This is a genomic window from Sphingomonas sp. (genome assembly GCF_041661885.1).
Taxonomy (GTDB): Bacteria; Pseudomonadota; Alphaproteobacteria; order Sphingomonadales; family Sphingomonadaceae; genus Sphingomonas.
The window spans coordinates 216,199-236,769 of sequence record NZ_JBAZTL010000007.1 but is presented as its reverse complement, the minus strand read 5'-3'; the positions used below and the strand labels follow the sequence as shown (position 1 = coordinate 236,769).

The 20,571-nt window shown below is 61.6% G+C and carries 23 protein-coding genes and 1 tRNA gene; 19 read left to right on the top strand and 5 right to left on the bottom strand.

What is annotated here, in order from left to right:
* Positions 1-9: 9 nt before the first annotated feature.
* Positions 10-86 (bottom strand) — tRNA-Arg (locus tag WC704_RS14845).
* Positions 87-460: 374 nt separating this feature from the next.
* Here WC704_RS14845 and WC704_RS14840 point away from each other — a divergent pair.
* The 3 genes from WC704_RS14840 to WC704_RS14830 all read left to right on the top strand — a co-directional run bounded on the left by WC704_RS14840 (position 461) and on the right by WC704_RS14830 (position 3,919).
* Entirely contained in the window at positions 461-1,825 is a 1,365-nt protein-coding gene (locus tag WC704_RS14840) for an AAA family ATPase (protein ID WP_372891202.1), read from the top strand.
* A 1,702-nt stretch (positions 1,826-3,527) separates the two neighbouring features.
* Entirely contained in the window at positions 3,528-3,782 is a 255-nt protein-coding gene (locus tag WC704_RS14835) for a hypothetical protein (RefSeq protein ID WP_372891200.1), read from the top strand.
* A gap of 2 nt (positions 3,783-3,784) precedes the next feature.
* Positions 3,785-3,919, top strand: a complete 135-nt coding sequence (locus WC704_RS14830; RefSeq protein ID WP_372891198.1) for a hypothetical protein — start codon at positions 3,785-3,787, stop codon at positions 3,917-3,919.
* Here the strand turns inward: WC704_RS14830 and WC704_RS14825 are convergent.
* The 3 genes from WC704_RS14825 to WC704_RS14815 all read right to left on the bottom strand — a co-directional run bounded on the left by WC704_RS14825 (position 3,916) and on the right by WC704_RS14815 (position 7,680).
* On the bottom strand, positions 3,916-4,722 hold the full coding sequence (locus WC704_RS14825) for a DNA adenine methylase (RefSeq protein ID WP_372891196.1): 807 nt from the start codon (positions 4,720-4,722) through the stop codon (positions 3,916-3,918). The two genes, WC704_RS14830 and WC704_RS14825, sit on opposite strands and share 4 nt — an antisense overlap.
* Positions 4,723-4,870: 148 nt before the next feature.
* Positions 4,871-5,896 carry a phage portal protein gene (locus WC704_RS14820; RefSeq protein WP_372891194.1) on the bottom strand — a complete coding sequence of 342 codons (1,026 nt, stop codon included), beginning with the start codon at positions 5,894-5,896 and terminating at the stop codon, positions 4,871-4,873.
* Positions 5,893-7,680, bottom strand: coding sequence for a terminase large subunit domain-containing protein (locus WC704_RS14815; protein WP_372891298.1), 1,788 nt, complete (start codon positions 7,678-7,680; stop codon positions 5,893-5,895). Before WC704_RS14815 ends, WC704_RS14820 begins: the two co-directional genes overlap by 4 nt.
* 209 nt (positions 7,681-7,889) lie before the next feature.
* On the opposite strand from WC704_RS14815, the gene WC704_RS14810 reads away from it, so the two are divergent.
* The 16 genes from WC704_RS14810 (at position 7,890) to WC704_RS14735 (ending at position 18,078) form a co-directional block, all read left to right on the top strand.
* Positions 7,890-8,717, top strand: coding sequence for a GPO family capsid scaffolding protein (locus WC704_RS14810; protein WP_372891192.1), 828 nt, complete (start codon positions 7,890-7,892; stop codon positions 8,715-8,717).
* A gap of 46 nt (positions 8,718-8,763) precedes the next feature.
* On the top strand, positions 8,764-9,816 hold the full coding sequence (locus WC704_RS14805) for a phage major capsid protein, P2 family (RefSeq protein WP_372891190.1): 1,053 nt from the start codon (positions 8,764-8,766) through the stop codon (positions 9,814-9,816).
* A gap of 55 nt (positions 9,817-9,871) precedes the next feature.
* On the top strand, positions 9,872-10,639 hold the full coding sequence (gene gpM, locus WC704_RS14800; protein WP_372891188.1) for a phage terminase small subunit: 768 nt from the start codon (positions 9,872-9,874) through the stop codon (positions 10,637-10,639).
* A gap of 111 nt (positions 10,640-10,750) precedes the next feature.
* On the top strand, positions 10,751-10,975 hold the full coding sequence (locus tag WC704_RS14795; RefSeq protein ID WP_372891186.1) for a hypothetical protein: 225 nt from the start codon (positions 10,751-10,753) through the stop codon (positions 10,973-10,975).
* Positions 10,972-11,454, top strand: a complete 483-nt coding sequence (locus WC704_RS14790) for a head completion/stabilization protein (protein ID WP_372891184.1) — start codon at positions 10,972-10,974, stop codon at positions 11,452-11,454. Before WC704_RS14795 ends, WC704_RS14790 begins: the two co-directional genes overlap by 4 nt.
* Positions 11,454-11,681, top strand: a complete 228-nt coding sequence (locus WC704_RS14785) for a tail protein X (RefSeq protein WP_372891182.1) — start codon at positions 11,454-11,456, stop codon at positions 11,679-11,681. The genes WC704_RS14790 and WC704_RS14785 overlap by 1 nt, the downstream gene beginning before the upstream one ends.
* 2 nt (positions 11,682-11,683) lie before the next feature.
* The gene (locus WC704_RS14780; RefSeq protein ID WP_372891180.1) at positions 11,684-12,049 is read left to right on the top strand and encodes a hypothetical protein; all 366 of its coding nucleotides are present in this window, start codon (positions 11,684-11,686) and stop codon (positions 12,047-12,049) included.
* A complete protein-coding gene (locus WC704_RS14775) occupies positions 12,046-12,546 on the top strand; it encodes a glycoside hydrolase family protein (RefSeq protein WP_372891178.1) in 501 nt (166 codons plus the stop codon). The genes WC704_RS14780 and WC704_RS14775 overlap by 4 nt, the downstream gene beginning before the upstream one ends.
* Positions 12,543-13,067 (top strand): hypothetical protein, encoded by a 525-nt coding sequence (locus tag WC704_RS14770; protein WP_372891176.1) that lies wholly within the window; start codon positions 12,543-12,545, stop codon positions 13,065-13,067. The genes WC704_RS14775 and WC704_RS14770 overlap by 4 nt, the downstream gene beginning before the upstream one ends.
* A complete protein-coding gene (locus tag WC704_RS14765; RefSeq protein WP_372891174.1) occupies positions 13,033-13,302 on the top strand; it encodes a hypothetical protein in 270 nt (89 codons plus the stop codon). Before WC704_RS14770 ends, WC704_RS14765 begins: the two co-directional genes overlap by 35 nt.
* A complete protein-coding gene (locus WC704_RS14760; protein WP_372891172.1) occupies positions 13,299-13,787 on the top strand; it encodes a phage tail protein in 489 nt (162 codons plus the stop codon). Before WC704_RS14765 ends, WC704_RS14760 begins: the two co-directional genes overlap by 4 nt.
* Complete coding sequence (locus WC704_RS14755) at positions 13,784-14,449, top strand: phage virion morphogenesis protein (RefSeq protein WP_372891170.1); 666 nt, start codon at positions 13,784-13,786, stop codon at positions 14,447-14,449. Before WC704_RS14760 ends, WC704_RS14755 begins: the two co-directional genes overlap by 4 nt.
* Positions 14,450-14,521: 72 nt before the next feature.
* Complete coding sequence (locus WC704_RS14750) at positions 14,522-15,442, top strand: baseplate J/gp47 family protein (protein ID WP_372891168.1); 921 nt, start codon at positions 14,522-14,524, stop codon at positions 15,440-15,442.
* The gene (locus tag WC704_RS14745) at positions 15,432-16,088 is read left to right on the top strand and encodes a phage tail protein I (protein WP_372891166.1); all 657 of its coding nucleotides are present in this window, start codon (positions 15,432-15,434) and stop codon (positions 16,086-16,088) included. Before WC704_RS14750 ends, WC704_RS14745 begins: the two co-directional genes overlap by 11 nt.
* Positions 16,085-17,578 (top strand): hypothetical protein, encoded by a 1,494-nt coding sequence (locus WC704_RS14740; protein WP_372891164.1) that lies wholly within the window; start codon positions 16,085-16,087, stop codon positions 17,576-17,578. Before WC704_RS14745 ends, WC704_RS14740 begins: the two co-directional genes overlap by 4 nt.
* On the top strand, positions 17,575-18,078 hold the full coding sequence (locus WC704_RS14735; protein WP_372891162.1) for a hypothetical protein: 504 nt from the start codon (positions 17,575-17,577) through the stop codon (positions 18,076-18,078). The genes WC704_RS14740 and WC704_RS14735 overlap by 4 nt, the downstream gene beginning before the upstream one ends.
* A 793-nt stretch (positions 18,079-18,871) precedes the next feature.
* On the opposite strand, the gene WC704_RS14730 is transcribed toward WC704_RS14735, so the two are convergent.
* Entirely contained in the window at positions 18,872-18,946 is a 75-nt protein-coding gene (locus WC704_RS14730) for a YgiT-type zinc finger protein (RefSeq protein WP_372891296.1), read from the bottom strand.
* Positions 18,947-20,571: the final 1,625 nt, after the last annotated feature.

The window sequence follows — 20,571 nt, the reverse complement described above, 5'->3', positions numbered from 1 at the left end:
GATTTAGGCTGGTGCCCCCGAGTGGATTCGAACCACCGGCCTGCGGTTTAGGAAACCGTCGCTCTATCCGACTGAGCTACGGGGGCAACGGCGAAAACCCTAGGTTTCTGCGGCACTCCGGTCAATCCAGAACACGCGAAACACGCGGGGAGCAACGGTTTATGTCGGCACAACGGGGGGCACAGTCTGTTCCCGCTCCGTACGCGAAGCACTCTCATAGCGACCCGGTTTTACGTCGTGCACAGCGCCGTCGCGCATCCTCGGGCAGCCAAGCTCGGCGCACAAAAAGTGGCACAGCGATCTTGTACCCAGGCGGAAGGGTGTTGCCAAAAAAGTTAGTGACCTTTCGTCGACATAGCGCCAACGTACCTCATTCCATTTTTGGCCGGCGCTATTTCCGTTTGACCGTCGTTGAGATAGAGCGACGACATGATCTCGAGACAGAGACAGGAGTTTTTTGATGCCCGTGGCCGAACGCGCCAGCCATCTTCGCCGTAAGTCGGAGCCGGCGGTAAAAACTGCTTCGTCCAAATTAATTACACTTAATATCGAAGATTTTTCGTGCATCCGAGCAGCGAAATTCGAACTCGCTCCTGTAACGGTTCTTATTGGACCCCAAGGCAGCGGAAAGAGTCTCACGATAAAGCTTTTCTATTTTTTCATTGATATATTCAGTCGACAGATCGTCTCTAGCGAGAGAGACTTGGATATCGATGAATTTAAAAGAGAAACCGTCCGCTTATTCAAGACATGGTTTCCGCCCGGAGCGTGGGGGAAGCGCCGCTTCAACATCACTTTCGCGGCTGGCCCTTACCAGTTTCGCATTCTCCGTCGCATGAGCAAAGGGAATGTCGCCGATGACGTTACGGTCACGTTCTCTGATCGTTTCAAGTCCCAATACGACAGTCTTTTAGAAAGCTACAGAAAAAATCGCGATCAAATAACGGATAGATCTGAACTTCTCCATCGATCGACCGAAGCATCTTGGCACATAAGAGGAAGGTTCCATGCGGCCTTGACTTCCGAATTGGGTCCACTGTTTATCGAGTCTCAAACATTTGTGCCTGCCGGCAGGGCCTTTTTCACCAGCATTGGCCGATTGGTGGCTGCTATTGAACAGGGTAGCAGCCTTGACCCGGTCACGATCAGATTTGCCAAATTATTTGCAAACTTGCGCGACTTTGCGTCGAAGGGAGCTTTATTTGGACGAAGCAGCTCTCAGGATAACGCACAGCGTCGAAAGATGATGATCGACCTCTTTGGCGGTGAGATCAAATTCGAGCGTGATCTGGAATTTGTTGAGACGCAAGATGGGCGAAGGGTACCTTTTACTGCACTGTCCAGCGGCCAGCAGGAATTACTGCCTATGTGGCTATTGATTGATTTCTATGCCGGTCGACAACCTGAGCGAGATAGAAGCAGCGACCTTTTCTATATCGAAGAGCCTGAGGCTCATTTGTTTCCCGAAGCCCAGAGTCTTTTAGTAGACTTCTTAATTGGTCATCTTGTTTCAAAGCGAGCTCGCCGAAACTTGATCATTACCACTCACAGTCCATACATTCTCGCTAAGTTGAATAACTTTCTAAAAGCAGGAAGCTTAGGCAGAACTAGGCGTAATGCGGAGGCGGTAGACGAGATAGTTTCCCGTGAGTACTGGCTTACCCCAAAAAGACTAAAGGCATACTCTATCCATGATGGTTTGATGAATGATCTTATGGATGAAGAAGGTCTAATTGACGCTCGATACATAGACGAAGTTTCAAACTCCGTTGGCGAGACTTTTTCTAAATTACTAGACATCGAATTTCCGGAGGTCGGATCGTGAGGCGCGCGGTCACCGCGTGCGTAACCGATAATAGCGATAGCAACATTACTTTAAAGGAGAATGGTCGCCGACTTAACATAATAAATGAAGGCAATATTTCGTACTTGGTTGTGAAGGTTGATGGCTGCTTAATCACCGATGGCATACGAGCGGATTGGATTATCACCAAGATTGGAACAGGGAGCATCATACTTGAACTAAAGGGTAGAAATATCGACCAGGCGTTAAAGCAGCTTTTTGCGACGTTGGCCCACGACAACTGCCGCGATTGGATCGAATCAAAGCGATCTCTAATTATAGTTTGTAGTCGTGTCCCCTCGTTTGACACCACCATAGCTAAGGCGCAGGTCGTGGCACGTCGGGCTGGAGTGAAGCTTAAAGCGATCTGTGTGAGCGCGAGCCTCACTTTCGACGAACTAGTAAGTTGATGTCGTCGGTTGGTTTATCAGGGGATTGGCAATCGTTGCCCTAGACCAGCGTGACACGACAGGACGTGGCTAAGCCCCCCATTATGACGCCTCTGGGTCGGCATCAAAATCGTCATGTTCGGTCGGTGTAGGGGCCCGGCCGCAGTAGCGTGCGCGCCCCGCCCCGCCCCGCCGAACCTGAGCCTGATGATCGCAGTATGCGAAGTCGCGGCCTGGAAGACTGCAACATAAGACTCGTCGGCGCCGATCCTACAGCCGATCCATGGGGCCCTCTCTCCATCAGGTAACCGAGCTGGATTCTGCGATGCTGAGCACCGCGGCGACATTAGGATCTGCGAGATGGCGGGGTTCAGGGACGAGATCGACCTGTTCTACGAGCGCGCACAACGCCATCTCAAACCTGCGATTGCTCTTCGATCTGTCCGTGTTCGCGAAGTCGAGACCAACGACCGAGAGGCTCATTCGTGCTGTAGCATTCCCGTATGTAAGTGCAGCGGCCAGAGGAAATAGTAGCTCGCGGGAAAACCCCAATCTCCCCAACATGCCAGCTTTTCCGCCATTTTTGCGCCAACATTTACCCCAATATTTCTATAACCTGATTATAGCTCTTAGACCCAACATGATCAGATGAAAAAACAGTGATATTTCAATGGGATTGGTTCATTCCCTTGGAAATGTTGCTGAAAGTTGGCGTTGAACGACAATCGAAAATAGACGCGCTTTCAAAACGTTATATTCGATTTCGGATAGAGATTAGCGAGATTAGGGTTTTCCCGCATGGCGGACCCCCTCCCTAGGAGGCGCGTTGGTATTTTCGCGAAGTCTGGGCGTTCTCGGCAGCCAGCGTCCGTATAAGGCCAAAAAGGCCTCCCAGCTGCATCGATCTGCAACACCGATCGAGGTGCGAAATGGCGACTTTCCGCAGGCGTGGCTCCCCCTCGGGGGAAAACCGATTTCGACTGCAACAAAAGGCATCCGAAAAGTGGGCGGGCGAGGTGGGGGGAAAAGCGCTCGTTTCGGGGCGGCAGCGCCGCCCGGTCGACGTGTCCTCCTCGTGTCGCCGCAGGGTCGGAGGTCGGGCGCTGAAGGCACAGGAGGGGAGCGACGCGCCTGCAGCAAGCCGGTTCATATCCCGCGAGGCTACACGCTGTACGGGGCTCCTAGCGCCTCGTTGATGAGGGGTGTTCGTCTGGAGCGCTGGTCGGGGGAGAAATGATCTTGCGCGAGAGGAAATGTTCCTCTTATGTTCATGCCTCTAACGAGGAGCGAGTAGCATGCGCCAGGTTGACCGAGACGAACTGATCCACCTGCTGTTCGATGGCATGCGCACATGGACGCCGACGCTGCGGAAGATGTTCGTGTCATCGATCGAGGCCGAGCGATCGAAGGGCCGGTACATCGCAGCAGGGCTGCTCGCCGACCGGTTGAAGGACCTGGACATCTTGTCGCAGGCCCCACCCCCTCCCCCTTTTCGGTTTGCCAATTTCGAGGGCGGCTCGGGTGTTCCGATGGTCGAAGCGGAAGACTAGCCATGCAGCGCCGAGGATCGATTCGCGCGATTGCCCGTCTGCTTGAGCAGATCCTGGTCGGCGCGCTCCTTTGCGCGGCGATGGTGATGACGGTCGCGACATTGGTCACGACCGTCATCGGTTGGTTTCGGGCCTAGCCGATTCGATAATTTGAGATCAGCAGCTCTGCCGCCTTGGTCGAAGCGCCCGATCCAACTGTATAGGTCGTGTCGAACTCGCGCATGGCGAACGCCCCGAACACCGTCCGCACCCCCGGCGTGTCGTTGATCGACAGCAGGAAGCGCCCCTTTATCGTCGCCAACTGCGCCGCCAGGCGCTCGAAATCCGCGCGGCCAAAGACGTCCTGGCCATAGTCCATCTCACACCCCCAATAAGGCGGATCGAGATAGAAGAGCGTGCCGGCGGTGTCATATCGCCGGATGAATTCGGCATAGCCCAGCTGCTCGATCACGACACCGGCAAGCCGATCGTGGATCTCGGCGAGCAGCGGCTCCAGCTTGTGAACGTTGAAGCGAGCGCCCTGTGTTGCATCCACGCCGAAATGGCGGCCATTCACCTTCCCCCCGAACGCCAGGCGCTGGAGATAAAGGAACCGCACCGCGCGCTGCAGATCGGTCAACCGCTCGCCCGGCATCGCCTTCAGCCGATCGAACTCGGCCCGGCTGGTGACGCGGAACCGCAGCATGTCGAGCAGATACGGATAATGCTCCTGCAGCACGCGGAAGAAGGTCGCGATGTCCCCCGACACGTCGTTGATATATTCGGCGCGTGGCCGACGCCTGCGCCGCAGGAAGATCCCGCCCATGCCGACGAACGGCTCGGCATAGGCATCATGGTCGGTCCCGTCGATCAGCGGCACCAGGCGGCGCGCGAGGTTGCGCTTGCCCCCGATATAGCCGCTGGCCGGGGACACGGGTTGGACGTCGATCATGGTGTACATGTTGGATTTCTCGCTCTCTTAGGATCCCGCCCGGCGCGCCGGGTGCGGGACGGCCGATGGCCGATCAGTCGTGGCGAGATGGATCCTCGTCGGTTGGCCGGATGGCAGTCCGGTCTCCCCCGCCCGGCCTTTGCGACCGGGCGGAATTCTATGCAGCGGCCGCGCGCACGCGCGGCTTGAAGCGAATCGCCTCCACGCCCAGGTCGTCGTTCACCGCCAGCCATGCCTCCTGCAGCGGCGCGATCTCCAGCTCGAAGAACATGTCGACCGCCTCGCTGATCTTGCCGAGCTGCGATCCTTGCGCCGGCACGATGCCGAGCACCGAGGGCGGCGTCCGGTGCGCTGCCAACACGTCGTCGCGCGTCGCGTTCTTGATGCCAAGGAACTCGTCCTTCGCGCCTACCTCGGCGATCGGCAGGATCTTGAGGCTGCCTTCCTTGCCGCCGGGCGCGTGGACGAACAGGTTCTTGAAATTGCCCGGCCCCTTCGACTTCTTGAGCGCGTCGCGCAACGCCTCGGTGTCGTTCTCGTCAATATCGCCGGTCGCGTAGAGGATATAGCCGGCATGGCTGCCGTTGAGGTAATAGCGACGCCGGAAGAGCGTCGCTGCCTCGTTGAGCAACGCCGACTGCAGCGCACTGAGATATTCGGGCACGCCGTAAATCTCCTGGTTGATGTCGGCCTGCATCACCTGCACCACGCTGCCCGGCCGGAACTCGGTCTCTTGCCGAAAGCCGGGCACGTAGAAAAACTGACCGTCCTCCAAGCCCCGGCGCGTATATTTCGCCAGCGCATGGTCGAGCCGGATCGTCCCGCCCAGCACATTCTTGCGCGCTTCGAGATAGGCATTGCCGAACACCAAATGATCCTGCGCGGCCGCGCTGAACGCCTTGCGGCTTAACAGCGGCGTCGGGTCGAACGACGCCGCCAGCAAATTGCGCTTGAGGATGATCGCCGAGCTGTGGTGCGGCGAGACGCGAAAGGCGCGCGCCAGGCCGTCGAGCGAGATGGGCGGCTCATACCAGCGCCCGTTATGCACGCACTCGATCAGATCCATAATCTCGCGGCGGTTGAGCACCGGCTCGGGATCGCCAAAACTGAAGGCCAGGGTCTGGTCGCCGCGCGGGTGATCGGCAGCGCGCCCGGCAGCGCCGAACTGGGGCAGCTCGTTCATTCGAAGATCTCCATGCGCGTCTTCGGCCGCGCTCTGCCGTCTAGGGGTTCGTTGATGAAAATGTGCATCGCCGCCCAGGCGAGATCGGCATGGCCGACATCCTCGGTACGGCTCGCCTTGAAGGTGATCGCGCGGCCGCTGCCGGTGAGCGTTTTCTTGATCGACAGGAACGACGATTGCAGGTCGATCCACCCCGCATCCCATTCGACGCGCTGGCGCGAAATCGTGTGCTGCGCCTTCATCACCATGGTGACCTTGGCCTCGACCGAATATTCGATCTTCACCACGCCGCGCATCTTGTCGCGCAGCAGCTGATAGACCGCCGCGCCGACGCCATTGGCGTCGATGCCGAGATAGGTGCAATTGTAACGGCTAAGGATCGCGACGATCATGTTCGCCTGCGCCTCGAAATCGAGCCCGCGGAACTGGTGCCGCTCCAGCAAGCGGAACTTGCCGCTTGGGCCCCCTGGCGGCAGCGCGATCACCAGCGCGGCATTGTCGCCGTCCTCGCTTTCCTGCGGATCATAGCCCGCCCACACTTCGCGCTGGCCGACCGGTCGCTTGGCGATCGGGTTGAAATCCTCCCATTCGATCATCGTGTCGACCGAACAGCGCTGCAGCTCGTTGAACTTGAACGCCGACAGGCTGTCATCGACGAACTGGCACATGAGCAAATTGGCGAATTCGTCGGGCGCATATTCGATGCGCAGCTCATCCACGTCGAACAGGTCGCAACCGCGTTCCGCCGCATCCTCGATCGTGACGATTTGCCGCCAGACATTGTCTTCGCACCGTCGCCCGCACTTGAGCGCGGCATGAGAGACATCGATCTCGATCCGGTCGGCTTTCTTGACGCGCCGATTGCGCCGCTCGCCCGTCCAATAGGGATGCGCCTGATGCGCCACGCTCGACGGCGTCGAGAAATAGGTGCGGCGCCAGCGCTTGTGCATCGCCATCGCGCTGGCGACCTTGTTCAATTCCTCGAACCCATAGGTCCAGAAGAATTCGTCAAAGTAGAAATTGCCGTGATAGCCCTGCGCCGTGCGCGCATTGGTGCCGAGGAAGATCAGCTCGGCCGCAGGCTCGCCCTCGGGAATCGTATCGGCGGTGAGAACGATCGGGTCGCCCTGCAGCTTGACCCCGACGCGCGCCGCAAACTGGATGATGTAGCCGCGAAAAATGTGCGCCTGCGCCTTGGAGGCCGACAGGAAAATCTGATTGCCGCCCCCGCGCAACGCGTCGAGCAGCGCCTCACGCGCGAAATACCAGGTCGCGCCGATCTGGCGCGACTTCAGGATCATGCGGGTGCGTTCGTCCTTCGCCCCCCACCAATCCTCCTGATAGCCGAACAGCTCGTCGCGGAAGATTTCCTCGAGCTGCTCGACCTGCTCGATCGTGAAGTGGTTCTTGACCGGCTTTTTCCGGTCACCGCTGTTGCGATTGGCGACCTTGTCGTTCAGATCGCCCTCGTGTCCGCCCGGCGCTTCGAAACGCCGGATCCGCGCGCCCGCCACCACCTGGCGCATCAACAGGTCGATTTCCTTGAAATCGCCCCCGGTCTTGTTGTCCTTGGCGATCAGCGTATTGAGGCGGCATTCCAGCGCATCCTCGATCTTGGACAGCGAAGGGGCCTCGTCCCACTTCTCGCGGTCCTTCCACGCCTGGATGGTGTTCCGGTTGAGCCCCAGCTCCCCGGCGATCTGCGTCACGCCCCAACCGCGCCAATACAGGCTGCGCGCCTGCCGACGCGCATCGACCGCGATCGGCATCGTTGATGCAGGCAGTGGCATACCGGTATCGGGCGGAAGCGTGTTCATGCTGCGCGAACCTAGCCACGCACCCCGCCCCCTTCGCAGGCCCGGCTTTTGTAGAAACCCAATCTACAAAAGCCCTTGCTTGAGAACTTGGCGCGCTTCGGTGCCTTTTGCGGGCTCTAGCCGCCACCCCGAACAGGATTGGGCGGCACCGTCACTGATCCGAGGGACCGACCGCTATGGGCACCAAAAGCAAGTTCTTCCGCGCTTTCGTTGCGGGCAACACGATCAGCGACGGGCGCGTGATCACCGACGAGATGATCGACCAGGTCGTGTCGACCTTCAACATCGACACCTATTCGCCGCGCATCAATATCGAACATCTGTCGGGTTTCAGCCCCGAACCGCCCTTCAACGGCTATGGCGACGTCGTCGCTGTCAAGGCGCAGGTCGATGACTTCACGATCGACGGCAAGGTCGAAAAGCGCAAGGCCCTTTATTGCCAGGTCGATGCCAACGACCAGTTGGTCACCTTGGTCAGCAAGGATCAGAAGCCCTTCCCCTCGGTCGAGCTGACCCCCAGCTACGCCGGGACCGACAAAATCGGGCTGATCGGGCTCGCCTTCACCGACACGCCCGCGTCGATCGGCACCCAGCGCCTGCAATTCTCGCGCACCGCGCCCGGCACGGTGTTCGCGGCATCGCCCGACCCGGTTGCTCTCGAATTCGAGGATGCCCCCGCCTCCGATCCCACCAAGGTCGAGAGCGCGATCGCAGGCTTCTTCTCCGCGCTGACCGCACGGTTCAAACCTGCCGATCCCGAAAAGCCCAAGGAAGAACCCAAGCCAAAGCCAGCGAACGATAATGACTTCGCGGCCTTCGCGTCTGCCCTGCAGACCACCATGTCGCAGTCGCTCGCCGCCGCGCTCAAGCCGGTCACCGATGCGCAGGCCAAATCGGACGCGGCCTTCGCCGCGCTGAAGGACCAGCTCGAAAAGACCGAACACCCCGGCTTCCATCGCAAGCCAGCCTCGGGCGGCGCGGGCACGGCCGTCACCGACTGCTGATCCCGCTCACCCCTTCCCCCCGACCGATCTCGCCCAGGAGCCCCCGATGCGCAACGAAACCCGCCTTTTGTACAACGCCTATGTCAGCCAGATCGCGCTGCTGAGCGGCATTCCCGACGCCACCACCCAGTTCAGTGTCGCCCCGGTGGTCGAACAGAAGCTGATCGAACGTATCATGGCGTCGAGCGATTTCCTGTCCAAGATCGGCAACGTCACCGTCACCCAGCAGGAAGGCGACAAGGTCGGCATCGGCGTCACGCGCCCGATCGCCAGCCGCACCAACACCGCAGGCGGAAACCGTCGCACCCCGACCGACCCGACCGACACGTCGGACCTTGGCCGCTATCGCTGCGAACAGACCAACAGCGACACCGCGATCAAATATGCCAAGCTCGACGCCTGGGCGCACCGCCCCGAATTCCAGACGCTCATTCGCGACGCGATCCTGAAGCAAAAGGGGCGCGACCGCATCATGATCGGCTTCAACGGCACCTCGGTCGCCGCACAGACCGATCGCGTCGCCAACCCGCTGTTGCAGGACGTCAACAAGGGCTGGCTGTACAAGATCCGCACCTTCGCAGCCGAGCGCGTGCTGAGTGACGGTGCCCTGACTACGGACGCCACCAAGGCAATCTATGTCGACGACACTGGCACCGTCGGCACCACGGTCGATTACGTCAATCTCGATGCGCTCGCCTTCGACGCGGTCGAGATGATCGACGAATGGCACCGCGACGATACCGACCTGGTCGTCATCGTCGGTCGCGATCTGCTGCACGACAAGTATTTCTCGATCGTCAATGCCGCTGGCGACAAGGCGACCGAGATGCTCGCGCGCGACGTCATCCTGTCGACCAAGCAGGTTGGCGGAATGCCCGCCGTGCGCGTGCCGTTCTTCCCGGCCAACGCCATGCTCATCACCACGCTCGCCAATCTCGCCATCTATACGCAGGCGGGCACTACGCGCCGCCAGCTGCGCGACGAACCCGCGCTCGATCAGATCGAGAATTATGAGAGCGTGAACGAGGCCTATGTGGTCGAGGATTACGGCCAGGTCGCGTTCGTCGAGAACATCGTCATGGGCAAGAAGCCGGCCTGATCGGCCCCGCCTCCACGCCCCTCCCCCTGTTCGCCCTCCATAAACGAGTACCGCAATGAGCCTCGCCAGACAGCACCGGGATCGAACCCTGGCCGCAAAATCGGCGGTTCACTCTGCTATGGAGGGCGGGCTTGCCGGTCCCGTCGCCGATCTCGCGCCGACGGCTGCCGACACCGCCCACGCGCAGATCAGTATGCGCCTCACGCACGATCTGCGCCGCCTGAAGGAAATCCAGTCGATCGAGCGTAAGATCGAGGCGAAGCGCGAGATGCTGCCGCACTATCGCCCATGGATCGAAGGCCTGCTCGCCGCATCCGAAGCAACCGGCGAAGGCGTGCAGGATGAAGTGCTGCCGACGATCATGATCTGGTTGATCGATGTTGGCGATTTCGAAGCGGCGCTCCTGCTCGCCGACTATGTACTGCGCCATAACGTCGCGCTGCCAGCGCGCTATGCGCGCTCGGCCCCGGCGCTGATCGCGGAGGACATCGCAGCCGCGGCCCTGAAAGCGCAGATGGCAAACGAATCGTTCGACGTGGAGATCCTCTACCGGGTCGAGGAACTGACCGCCGACCACGACATGCACGACGAAATTCGCGCGAAGCTGCAGAAGGCGATCGGCTTCGAGCTGGCCGATCACGCCGAAGCCTTTGCGGAAAACGGCCCCGACCGGTCGAAGATGGTGGATTTGGCCGAGCAGGCGCTCGTCCACCTTCGCCGCGCACAGCAGCTCCACGATCGCGCCGGCGCGAAGGACAAGATCAAGCGGCTCGAAAAGCTGCTTGTACCGCCCAAGACCGAAACCGCCGGAACGACCGGCTGATCAGCTCGCCCCCGGCGCTCGGGGGCGGATCATGCGCGACGGGAGGGCCTTCGGGCCGAGGGCCGTCAGCGACTCGATCCTCACCCCCGTAGGCCCGTTGGCCAAGGATCGATGACGATGTTCGAAAGCCTGGCGACATTCCTGTTTGCGCTCCTGGTCATCTGCGCGATCGGCCTCGGCGCGCTGCTGTCCCTTACCGGGGCGGTGATGCTGGCCTTCCTGCCGGTCGATCACAGCGCCGCCCTGGTCGCGCTGCGCCAGGCACTGGCGATCCTCGCCTTCGGCGTTGCTGGCTTTGGCTGGGGTGCCGCCACGCTTCCGGGACTGCTGCTATGAGCGGCTTCGTCTGCACCCCGTCGGTCATCCCCGCGCTCGACACCACGCCCGAGCCCGTCATCACCAATGACGGCTGGTTTCCCGACGTCGACCCGGTGCTGTTTCGCAAGCAAATGCGCCTCCGTGATAGCGTCACGCCCGAGCGCCTGCGCGAGGCGATCCTCGGCGCGATGATCGAGATCGGCAATGGCCTCGAAAGCTGGCGCGCGCCGCTCGAATTGGCCGGGGCGACGACCCTCGACGCGGTGCCCGCACCACAGATCGGCGGGGAGAGCCGCCTGGTCGTGCTCTATCGCCGCGCGATCGGCGCGCAGGCCAAGGCCGATCTGGTCGAGCGCTACCGCGATACCGATCTCACCGGCGCTGGCCAGCGCCAGGTGAGCGACCTCGATCAATCGGTCGATGAACTGCGCCGCGACGCAATCCATGCCGTGCGCGACATGCGCGGCAAGACCCGCACCTTTGTCGAGCTGATCTGATGGCCAACACCAGGTCAGACACGCTCTACGCGCAACAGGGCGACACGCTCGATGCGCTGGTCTGGCGCGAACGTGGCTTCGGCGGGGAGGATCTCGCCGGCCTGCTGGCAACGAACCCCGGCCTTGCCGAACTCGGCGCGATCCTGCCGCTCGGCACAGCCATCACCATACCGGAAAGCACCGCGCCAGCGCCGCGCACCCTGCCCCTTATCCAGCTGTGGGATTGACGATGGACAAATATCTGCACGGCTTGCTCGAAAACGCCATCGCCCTGCTGGCGGGGCTCACCCCGGCCGCGCTCGGCGCGGCGGTCAGCCTGTCCTATGAAAAGGGCCTGAGCTGGCGCGAACGCTTCACCCAGCTCGCGGTCGGCACGGTGGTCTCCTATTTCGCTGGCGGCTTCGTGTCCGCTGTGTGGCCGTGGGGAACCATCAACCCGTTCGTGTTGCAGGCGATCACCTTCACCACCGGCATGATCGCCTTCAAGGCCACCCCCAAATTCATCGCCAGCTGCAGCGATGCGCTCGCCGCCCTCCCGGCGAATGCGGTCGATCGCGTCCTCTCCTGGCTCCCGCGCCGAAAGGATGATGCATGACCTATGGCTTTGCAGATCTCTGCCGCGAGATCGCGCGCGACGAAGGCGATCGGCTCCGCGTCTACCGCTGCACCGAGGGTAAGCTTTCGGTCGGCAAAGGACGCAATCTCGACGATGTCGGCATTTCGCAAGAAGAGACCCGCGCATTGGGGATCACCGTCGCCAGCATCATCAAAAATGGCATTACCCAGGCACAGTCCGATGCGCTGTTCGCCAACGATATTGCCCGCAGCGAAGCGGATCTTGATCGCCGCTTGCCTTGGTGGCGGACGCTCGATCCGGTGCGCCAGCGCGTGTTGCTGAACATGTGCTTCAACATGGGGATCGGCGACGGCGTGAGCGGCCTGACCGGCTTCCGCAATACGCTCGAGCTGGTGCGTACTGGTCGATACGAAGCTGCAGCCGCGGCGATGGCACAGTCCAAATGGCACCGTCAGGTCGGTGCGCGGGCGCTTCGCCTCGAGGCGATGATGAAGACCGGGAGGGTAGCCAAATGAACATCGTCAAATCCGCTGCCGCTGGCCTGTGGCGGCTGGTCGCACCCAATACCGAATGGCTGGTGCTGCTCGCCGTCGCATCCCTTGGTGCCTGGCTCTACGCCCAGCTCGGCCAGATCCACGCAGATCGTGATCGGTTGGCACATTTCGCCGAGGTGACGTGCGCGGCATCGGGAACCCCCTTCCCCGCCAGCACGGTCGAGGCGAAGGACAAGAAAGGAAAGTTGGTGGCGATAGCGTATCCAGCAGGCAAGCTCTGCGGCGAACGCGTCCTCAACCTGGCGAAGTTCGAACGCGAGACCGATGCTGCCACGGCACAGACGCTCGCCGACGCCATGTCGCAACATGACGAAAAGTCCGCCGACGACGCGGCGCGCGCTGCACGCGATGCCAAGGCCGCGCGCGATTCAACCGAACGCTTGGAGAAAGCCGATGCCGAAATCGACGACAGCAATCGCGTGGGCGGCAGCTGGTTTGATGCTGTCAATGACGTTGGCGGGCTGCGCCCGGCACGCCGGTGAAATCCGTGCCGAAGTCCCCAAGCCCGTCGCGGTGGTCGTGAAGGACACGCCTCCTGCCGAACTGCTCCGCTGCCCGGAATCGACCGAGGGTTTCCCCCAAGCCGACGCCGTAATGGCGCGCCCGACGCGGGCTGCCATCATTCGCCTCGCCAAGGCCTATGCCGGGCTGCGGAGCCAGCTTGAACGCCTGATCGACTGGAACGCCCCCAAACATTGCTCAGGCAAGCCCGAATGAAAAAGCCCGAGGGCCTGCGCCGGTTGCTGCTGAAGGTGGTGCCCGGCCTTGCGGCCGATCCCTCCAATCTGTCGATGTACATCGACAAGGGCTCGATCAGCGCGCGCGCCGGATCCTTGTCGTTCGAATATGGCTACACGCTCAATGTCGTGGTGCAGGATTATGCGGGCGATATCGATGCCTTGATGGTGCCGATCCTCGCTTGGGTGGCCGAGCAACAGCCGGATTTGATCGAACGCGACCCGCGCAAGCCGTTTTCCTTTGAATGCGAGATCCTCGACACCGACGCGGCCGACGTCTCGATCGATCTGGAATTGACCGAAGCGGTGCGCGTGGAGCGTCGCGCGGGTGGCGGCTATCTGCCAACGCACCTCGACGAACCCTCGCGCGACGATGCCTTTCCCGGCGTCTGCGGCGTCAATCTGTGGCAAGTGCTGCTGCGCGAGGAGATGAACCCGCCCAGCATCCTCGCGATTCCCGAATGAACGACGATTTCCACGAGATCGAGCAGCTCGCCGGCGCGCTGCTGCGCAAGCTCGGCAGCGGCGAACGGCGCAAACTGTTGCGCCGGATGGCGCGCGAGATCCAGAAGAGCCAATCGGCCCGCATCGCGCGCCAGCAGGAACCGGACGGCGCGCGCTACCTCGCGCGCAAGGAAAAGAAGCCGCCTGCCCCCGGCACCTACGCCGTCAAATTCCTGTATCCGCGCGGCGCGCCCGAACCGCGCTTGGTGTTCATGAAAAGCTGGGTGCATGAGGGCGGGCTGTTGACCGGCTTCGACATCGAGGCGGGCGGCATTCGCAGCTTCTTTTGGGACAAGGTTGATCGCTGGCTGCCGATCACGCCCGAGGAACAGAATAAGGGCGCAGGAAAATTCCGCCGCAAGGGCCGCATCCGCCAAACCGCGATGTTTAGGAAACTGCGTGCCGCCCGGAACCTGCGCGCCGATGCGACCGATCAGGAAGCATGGATCGGCTTCACCGGTCGCGCGGCCGAGATTGCGCGCGTCCACCAGGATGGCCTGCGCGACAAGCCTGCCGCCAAGGCAAAACCGGTGCGCTATGCCAAGCGCACCCTGCTCGGTTTGACCGATGCCGAGCGAACCAAGGCGCTCGATCTGTTGGTCGACTTTGTCGCATCGGCCTGAGCGGATGCGGTCTTTTGTAGGAACCCAATCTACAAAAGCGCGACGTAGCGTTCCGGCACCAGTCGCGACGACATGGCGGACATGGCCGTCACCTCCAGCATTTCGAGCAGCGTTGATCTGTCGCGCTTGCCGCCACCCACGGTGGTCGAGCAACTGTCCTATGAGGCGATCTATGGCGAAATCCTCGCCAGCCTGACCAAGCTGCTGCCGAGCTTCGATGCGACCGTCGAATCCGATCCTGCGGTCAAGATCCTGCAAGTCGCTGCCTATCGCGAGCTGTTGAACCGCCAAAAATTCAACGATCGTATCCGGCAGGTGATGATCGCTTATGCGACCCAAACCAACCTCGATCACCTCGCCGCCATCATGGGCGTTGCCCGGCTCGAACTTGCACCGGCCGACCCGGATACCGGCGCGGCGGCTGTCATGGAGGGCGACGATGATTTGCGCCGTCGCGTCGTGCTTGCGCCGGAAAGCTTCAGCGTTGCCGGGCCTGAAGGGGCCTATATTTTCCACGCGCTCGCAGCCGATGCCACGATCCGCGACGCCAGCGCGATCAGCCCGGCTCCCGGCCAGGTGCTCGTTTCGGTCCTGTCGCGCACCGGCAATGGCGTCGCCTCTCCCGATCAGATCGCGGCCGTTTCGGATCGACTGGCCGCGATCAGCGGCAACAAGGTCCGCCCGCTGACCGATCAGGTGGCAGTCGCTTCGGCGACGGTGGTCCCTTACATGATCGACGCCGCGCTCACGCTCTACTCTGGGCCTGACGAGACCGTGGTGCTGGCGGCGGCGCAAAAGCGCCTGGGTGACTGGCTCGCGCTCAGCGGCGGGCTCGGGATCGATGCGGTCCGCGCCGCGATCATCGCCGCGCTGTTTGTCGAAGGCGTCCAGAACGTCGCCCTCCACGCACCGGCGGCGGACGTCGTCGTCGACCAGACTCAGTCGGCACATTGCGTAGGCCTCTCGGTTACGGTCGCTGGCCGTGACGCCTGATTTACTGCCCCCGAACGCAACCCCGCTGGAGCGCGCGCTTTCATCCGCCATCGCGCGCCCGGATGCGATCGCCTTCGACATTGTGGCCCTGTGGGATCCCGCAACTTGCCCGACCGACCTGTTGCCCTGGCTTGCCTGGGGGGTCTCGATCGACCGTTGGGATCCCGACTGGAGCGAAGACGAAAAGCGGGCGGCGACCGCACGCGCGATCGAGGATCAGCGTCACAAGGGTACACGCTGGGCGGTCGAACAAGTGCTGCAACGCTTCGACGATCTGCTGCAACTGGTCGAATGGTTCGAGGCGACGCCGAAGCGCGCGCCCTACACCTTCGAAGTACGCTTGCCGCTGGTCGATCGCGCCGGCGTGGCGGGCGGCAAGCGGACAAGTGCTGCAGTCGCGCAAGCGATCGTTGCCGAGGTCGCCCGCGCCAAGCCGGTGCGCGCACATTTCGATTTGGTCCAGACGCTCGAACTGGTCGGTATCGCCGCGCCGATCATGGCCGCGCAGGCGATGTCCTACGCCCGCATCGTCACCAACAGCGTCAACGCGAGCGACACCACGCCCTGGGCATATCTCATCCAGGACGAGAATGGCGAGCCGATCACCGACGATACGTTCGAACCGCTCGACGGGAGCCCCGCATGACTGCCTTGAAATGCACGCTGACCGATGCGGGCCGTGCCGCGATGGTTGATCCGGTGACAGGCGGCACGCGCGCCGTGCGTATTGCAGCCGTCGGCGTAACCGCCGCGACCGTGCTGGTGGCGCCGACGCTCACCGCCCTGCCCGGCGAAATCAAGCGCATCGCAGCCGTATCGGGCACTGCCATCGACGCGACCACGGTGCATTTGACGATGCGCGACAGCTCGACCGACGCCTATACCTGTCGCGCGATCGGCGTGTACCTTGCCGATGGAACCTTGTTCGCGGTCTATGGCCAGGCCAGCGCTATCCTCGAAAAGATCAGCGCCTCGGTCTTCTACATCGCGCTCGATCTGAAGGTGCTCGCCGGGCAGGCCGATCTGATCCAGTTCGGGGACGCCAATTTCGTCAACCCGCCCGCATCGGAGTCGGTAAAGGGCGTCGCCTATCTCGCCACCATTGCCGAGGCGCTGGCGGGCGCGGTCGCCGACAAGCTGATCACGCCTGCCACCATGAAGGCGGTGCTGGACAATTATGTCGCCGCGTCCCGCCTCGGCGTGGCGGGCGGCATCGCCACGCTTGGCCCCGATGGCAAGCTGCTGCTCTCGCAGCGCCCTCCTGTCGACCTGATCGACGTGTTCGCGGTCGCCAACCAGGCGCAAATGCTGGCGCTGGCGGCAACGCCCGGCGATTTCGCGGTGCGGTCCGACAATGGCCGGGTCTACGTGCTGCAGCAGACCCCGGCGACGGTGCTTGCCAACTGGTTGGAGATCTCGACGCCTGCCCCGGTGTCGAGCGTCAATAACAAGGTCGGCACGGTCGTGCTTGGCCCCGATGATGTGGGCGCAGTGCCGATCGGGCGGACGATTTCCGTTGCGGGCGGCCTGTTGCAAGGCGGCGGTCCCTTGACGGGCGACCGCACCATATCTTTGCCGGCGGCGACGCAGGAACAGTGTGCGGCCGGTATTCGCGGCGATCTGGTGGTGACACCATCGGGCCTTGGGCCGTTACTCGTACTGATCAACGACAAAGTGTCGGGCGGGCGCACCATCGGCACTTCGGGCCTGGTCAGGGGGGGCGGAGGCCTGGCCAACGACCTGACTTTGACTGTCGATCCCGCCAGTCCGTCCGACCTGTTTTCGGGCGTTCGAAACGACCTCGCTGCCACCCCCTACGGCCTGGCAAATTTGCCGCAGAGCCTTACGCCCAACGGCTATACCAGCCTGCCCGGCGGATTCATGATCCAATGGGTGCAGCTTCGGCAGATCTTCACGACCGAGGCGTCGGTCTACGTCACCTTCCCGATCGCCTTTCGCAATATCGCTCTCCCGATCGTGGCAATGGGCCATACCGACACCGCCTCCACCCTGCGCGATCTCTGGCCCCAGCGCGTGGGCGTGCCCGATCTCTACGGGTGCGTGATCCAGCTTCAGTCCGGCGCTGACAGGGACCGGCGACTCGATGGCTTTGATTTGATCGTGATGGGCAAATGACTAGCATCTCCCCCCTTTTCTGGAGCCCGTCGACTGGCGGCTTCTATCATGCCGAAATCCACGGTGCCGATATGCCCGAGGACGCGCAGCGCATCACGGCGACCCGCCATGCCGCTTTGCTTGAGGGGCAGGCCACGGGCCGCCAGATCGTCACCGGGGCCAACGGCAAGCCCGCGCTGACGGCGATGCGCACGCCAACCAAGGCACAGGTGGTGGAGCGAACCATCGCGGCCATCAAAGCCCAGGCGCGGCGCAGGATCCTCGCCATCGCCAGCCTGGAGCGCCAGGCGAATGACGCGGCGGCGATCGCCACCCACCTTTTGTCCGCTGGCACCGATGCGACCGAACTGCAGGCCGCGCTCGATCGCCGTCGCCGCATCGACGCGATCCGCGCCGCCTCCAATGCGCTTGAGGCGATGATTTCCACTTGGTCGCTGGCCGCGCTCGCGACCTTTGACGCCAGCGCCGATGCGCACTGGCCGACCGACGCGCAGGAGTAATAGCATGGTCAAGGCCACTCAGTTGCCCATTCTCGAAAACCCGACCGGGGCAGAACTGGCACTCGTCATCAGCAACGGCACCTTCAAGGCGGTCGAACTCGATCGTCTTGAGGATCCGATCGGGGCCGCGCGGGACGCGGCAATCGGCCAGATCGATGCCAAAGAAACCCAGGCGCTGACGGCGATCGGCGAACAGGTCCAGCTCGCAAGCAATCAAGCCGATTCTGCCAAAGTGGCGGCGGGCTCTGCAGGTGCTGCATCGCGAGCGGAGGCCATCAAAGCAGCCTATCGCCGCGATCCAAACGCCAATTTGTACGATTACACCAAGGTGACGCCGTCGGCATCGATCAACACCGCAAACGGTGCGGTACAGGCGCAAAATGTCAATTTCACGGCTGGAGACTTCATCCCGGTCATTCCGGGCTTTAGCTTTTCGACACTCAACCCGTTGCTGGGCGGTGCATTTTACACCGACGCGACGCCCGCCAACTTTATTGCAGGGTCAGGGTTCGGCGCAGTCGCGGCAGGCGGATCGGTCGCCACTCCAGCAACCGCTAATTTCATGCGACCGACCATTTCGTCGCTCAACACCGGCCCCTCATATCTGAGGCAGACGCACATCGTCCACGGCCCGACCCCGCCCGCCATCTATCGCAGTTTCGACACTCTCGACACGGCTTCGATGCGCAGGCTGATCGATGTGGTGCGACGCACGCGACCCGCCACATCGACCGGCAATTTGCATGACGCCACCAAAACGGCATCGGGCGTCTCGATCAATCAGGGTAATGGTTTAACGCAGGTCTTTGCCAATCACTTCGCCGCATACATCGCAGTGAATGGCGGCGAGATCCTCTATTTCACGCATGGCGGACCGGCAGGTAATGGGAACGTCCTATGCTGGCTGGACGCGTCTGGCGCACCGCTAAGCTATGCTGACGGGTTTCTTCCCTACACCCCGTACACCGTACCGCAGGGGGCGTTCACGCTCGGCTATTCGTTGTCGGCTGCGGCGTTCGATCCGCTCTACGCCATGCGCAACCCGCAGACGACGCTGGGCATTTTCCGCAACGGCATTCCCACTGTCCGCGTCTCCACCACGGAAACAAGCGTCGGCCTTGGTCAGTCCGCCAATCGCGCGATCCGCGCCAACACGCCCGCCAAATTTGACTTGTTCATCGCGAGCGATGTCTCGGTCGGATACGTCCTCAATAGTGGCGGAGGGCTGGTTGCCGATAACAACTATGTCACTACAGCGTACATCCCGTTGGATGACCGCCAGCAGATTTGTTGCTCTGTCGATTTTCTTCCAGGCTCCAGCGCATACGGCATGTGTTTCTACGACGCTGACGGTAATTTCATCTGGTCAGGGTGCGGAAGTGCTGTCGCCGCGACCACAAACAACTCTTTTGATATTATGGTTTCCGGCTTGTCGGACCCGTCAAATCCCGGTGTGGTCGGGACTGCTGGGGCCAATAGCCTGACGCTTGGCGCAGCGATCAACGTTCCGGGTATCCCGGCCCGAAGCTACATCTCGGCTGTGCCCAGTGGCGGCGGAAACGGCAAATACACCTTCACGAATGCCGCCAATGGGCCAGCGACGGCTACGGCAACGGGTGTCCCCCTCAATTGGGGCGGCGTATTGGCCGACGTGCCACGATCCTTTCCGGCCAACGTGGGCATTTCGTCTGTCCGGTTTCCCCTGTCGACCTATAACAATCCCGCCAACATCGTGATCGCGAATGGCGCGACAAACTATGCAGGGGCCGGTTTCATCGGCTGGGCCGATGTCCAGCGCCAATATCCCTTCTTCAACAAGAAGCTGGGTACGACTGGCGACAGCATTTTCAACGGCACCAATGGTGATAACAACGTCCAAGAAGGGCTTGCCGCCGCGATGCGAGCAATCCCGACGATCATGGGTGCGGTGGGCGGTTCACGCATTTCGGAAGCTCTGCTAAGCTATTATCCGCCGCATTCCACACAATCATCGTCGCCGCCTACGCGGGCATGGACGAATGCTGACATCGCCAATATCGATGAATTTATTTCGAACCATATCGCCAATGACTTTGCCATTCATGGCTCGAATGCGGCGACGACAAACATAGAGACAATTTGGCCTAACTGGGGCAGCACGCCAATTGGTGCCATTACCGATCGATGGATTCCGGCCCATTTCACTGCCGCTGTCAACGGCACATCGATCACGATCACAAACCTGATCTTCGGCACTCTGCAACATGGCTTGCCGCTACATGGGGACAGCGTTGGTATCGGCAATACGCTCGTCGATCTCGGCGGCGGTAATTGGGGCCTATCCAAAATAGCGCCAGGATCGTCCGGCAACGCCAACGTCTATGGCGGCACGGTTTGTGGGGACCTATACGATCTCCACGTCCGCCATCTCAGCGCGGCAAACTCGTATTTGCGCAAAATCCATTTAGGACCGATGCCGCGCTTCGAGGATATCAAATATAACGGATTTCAGAC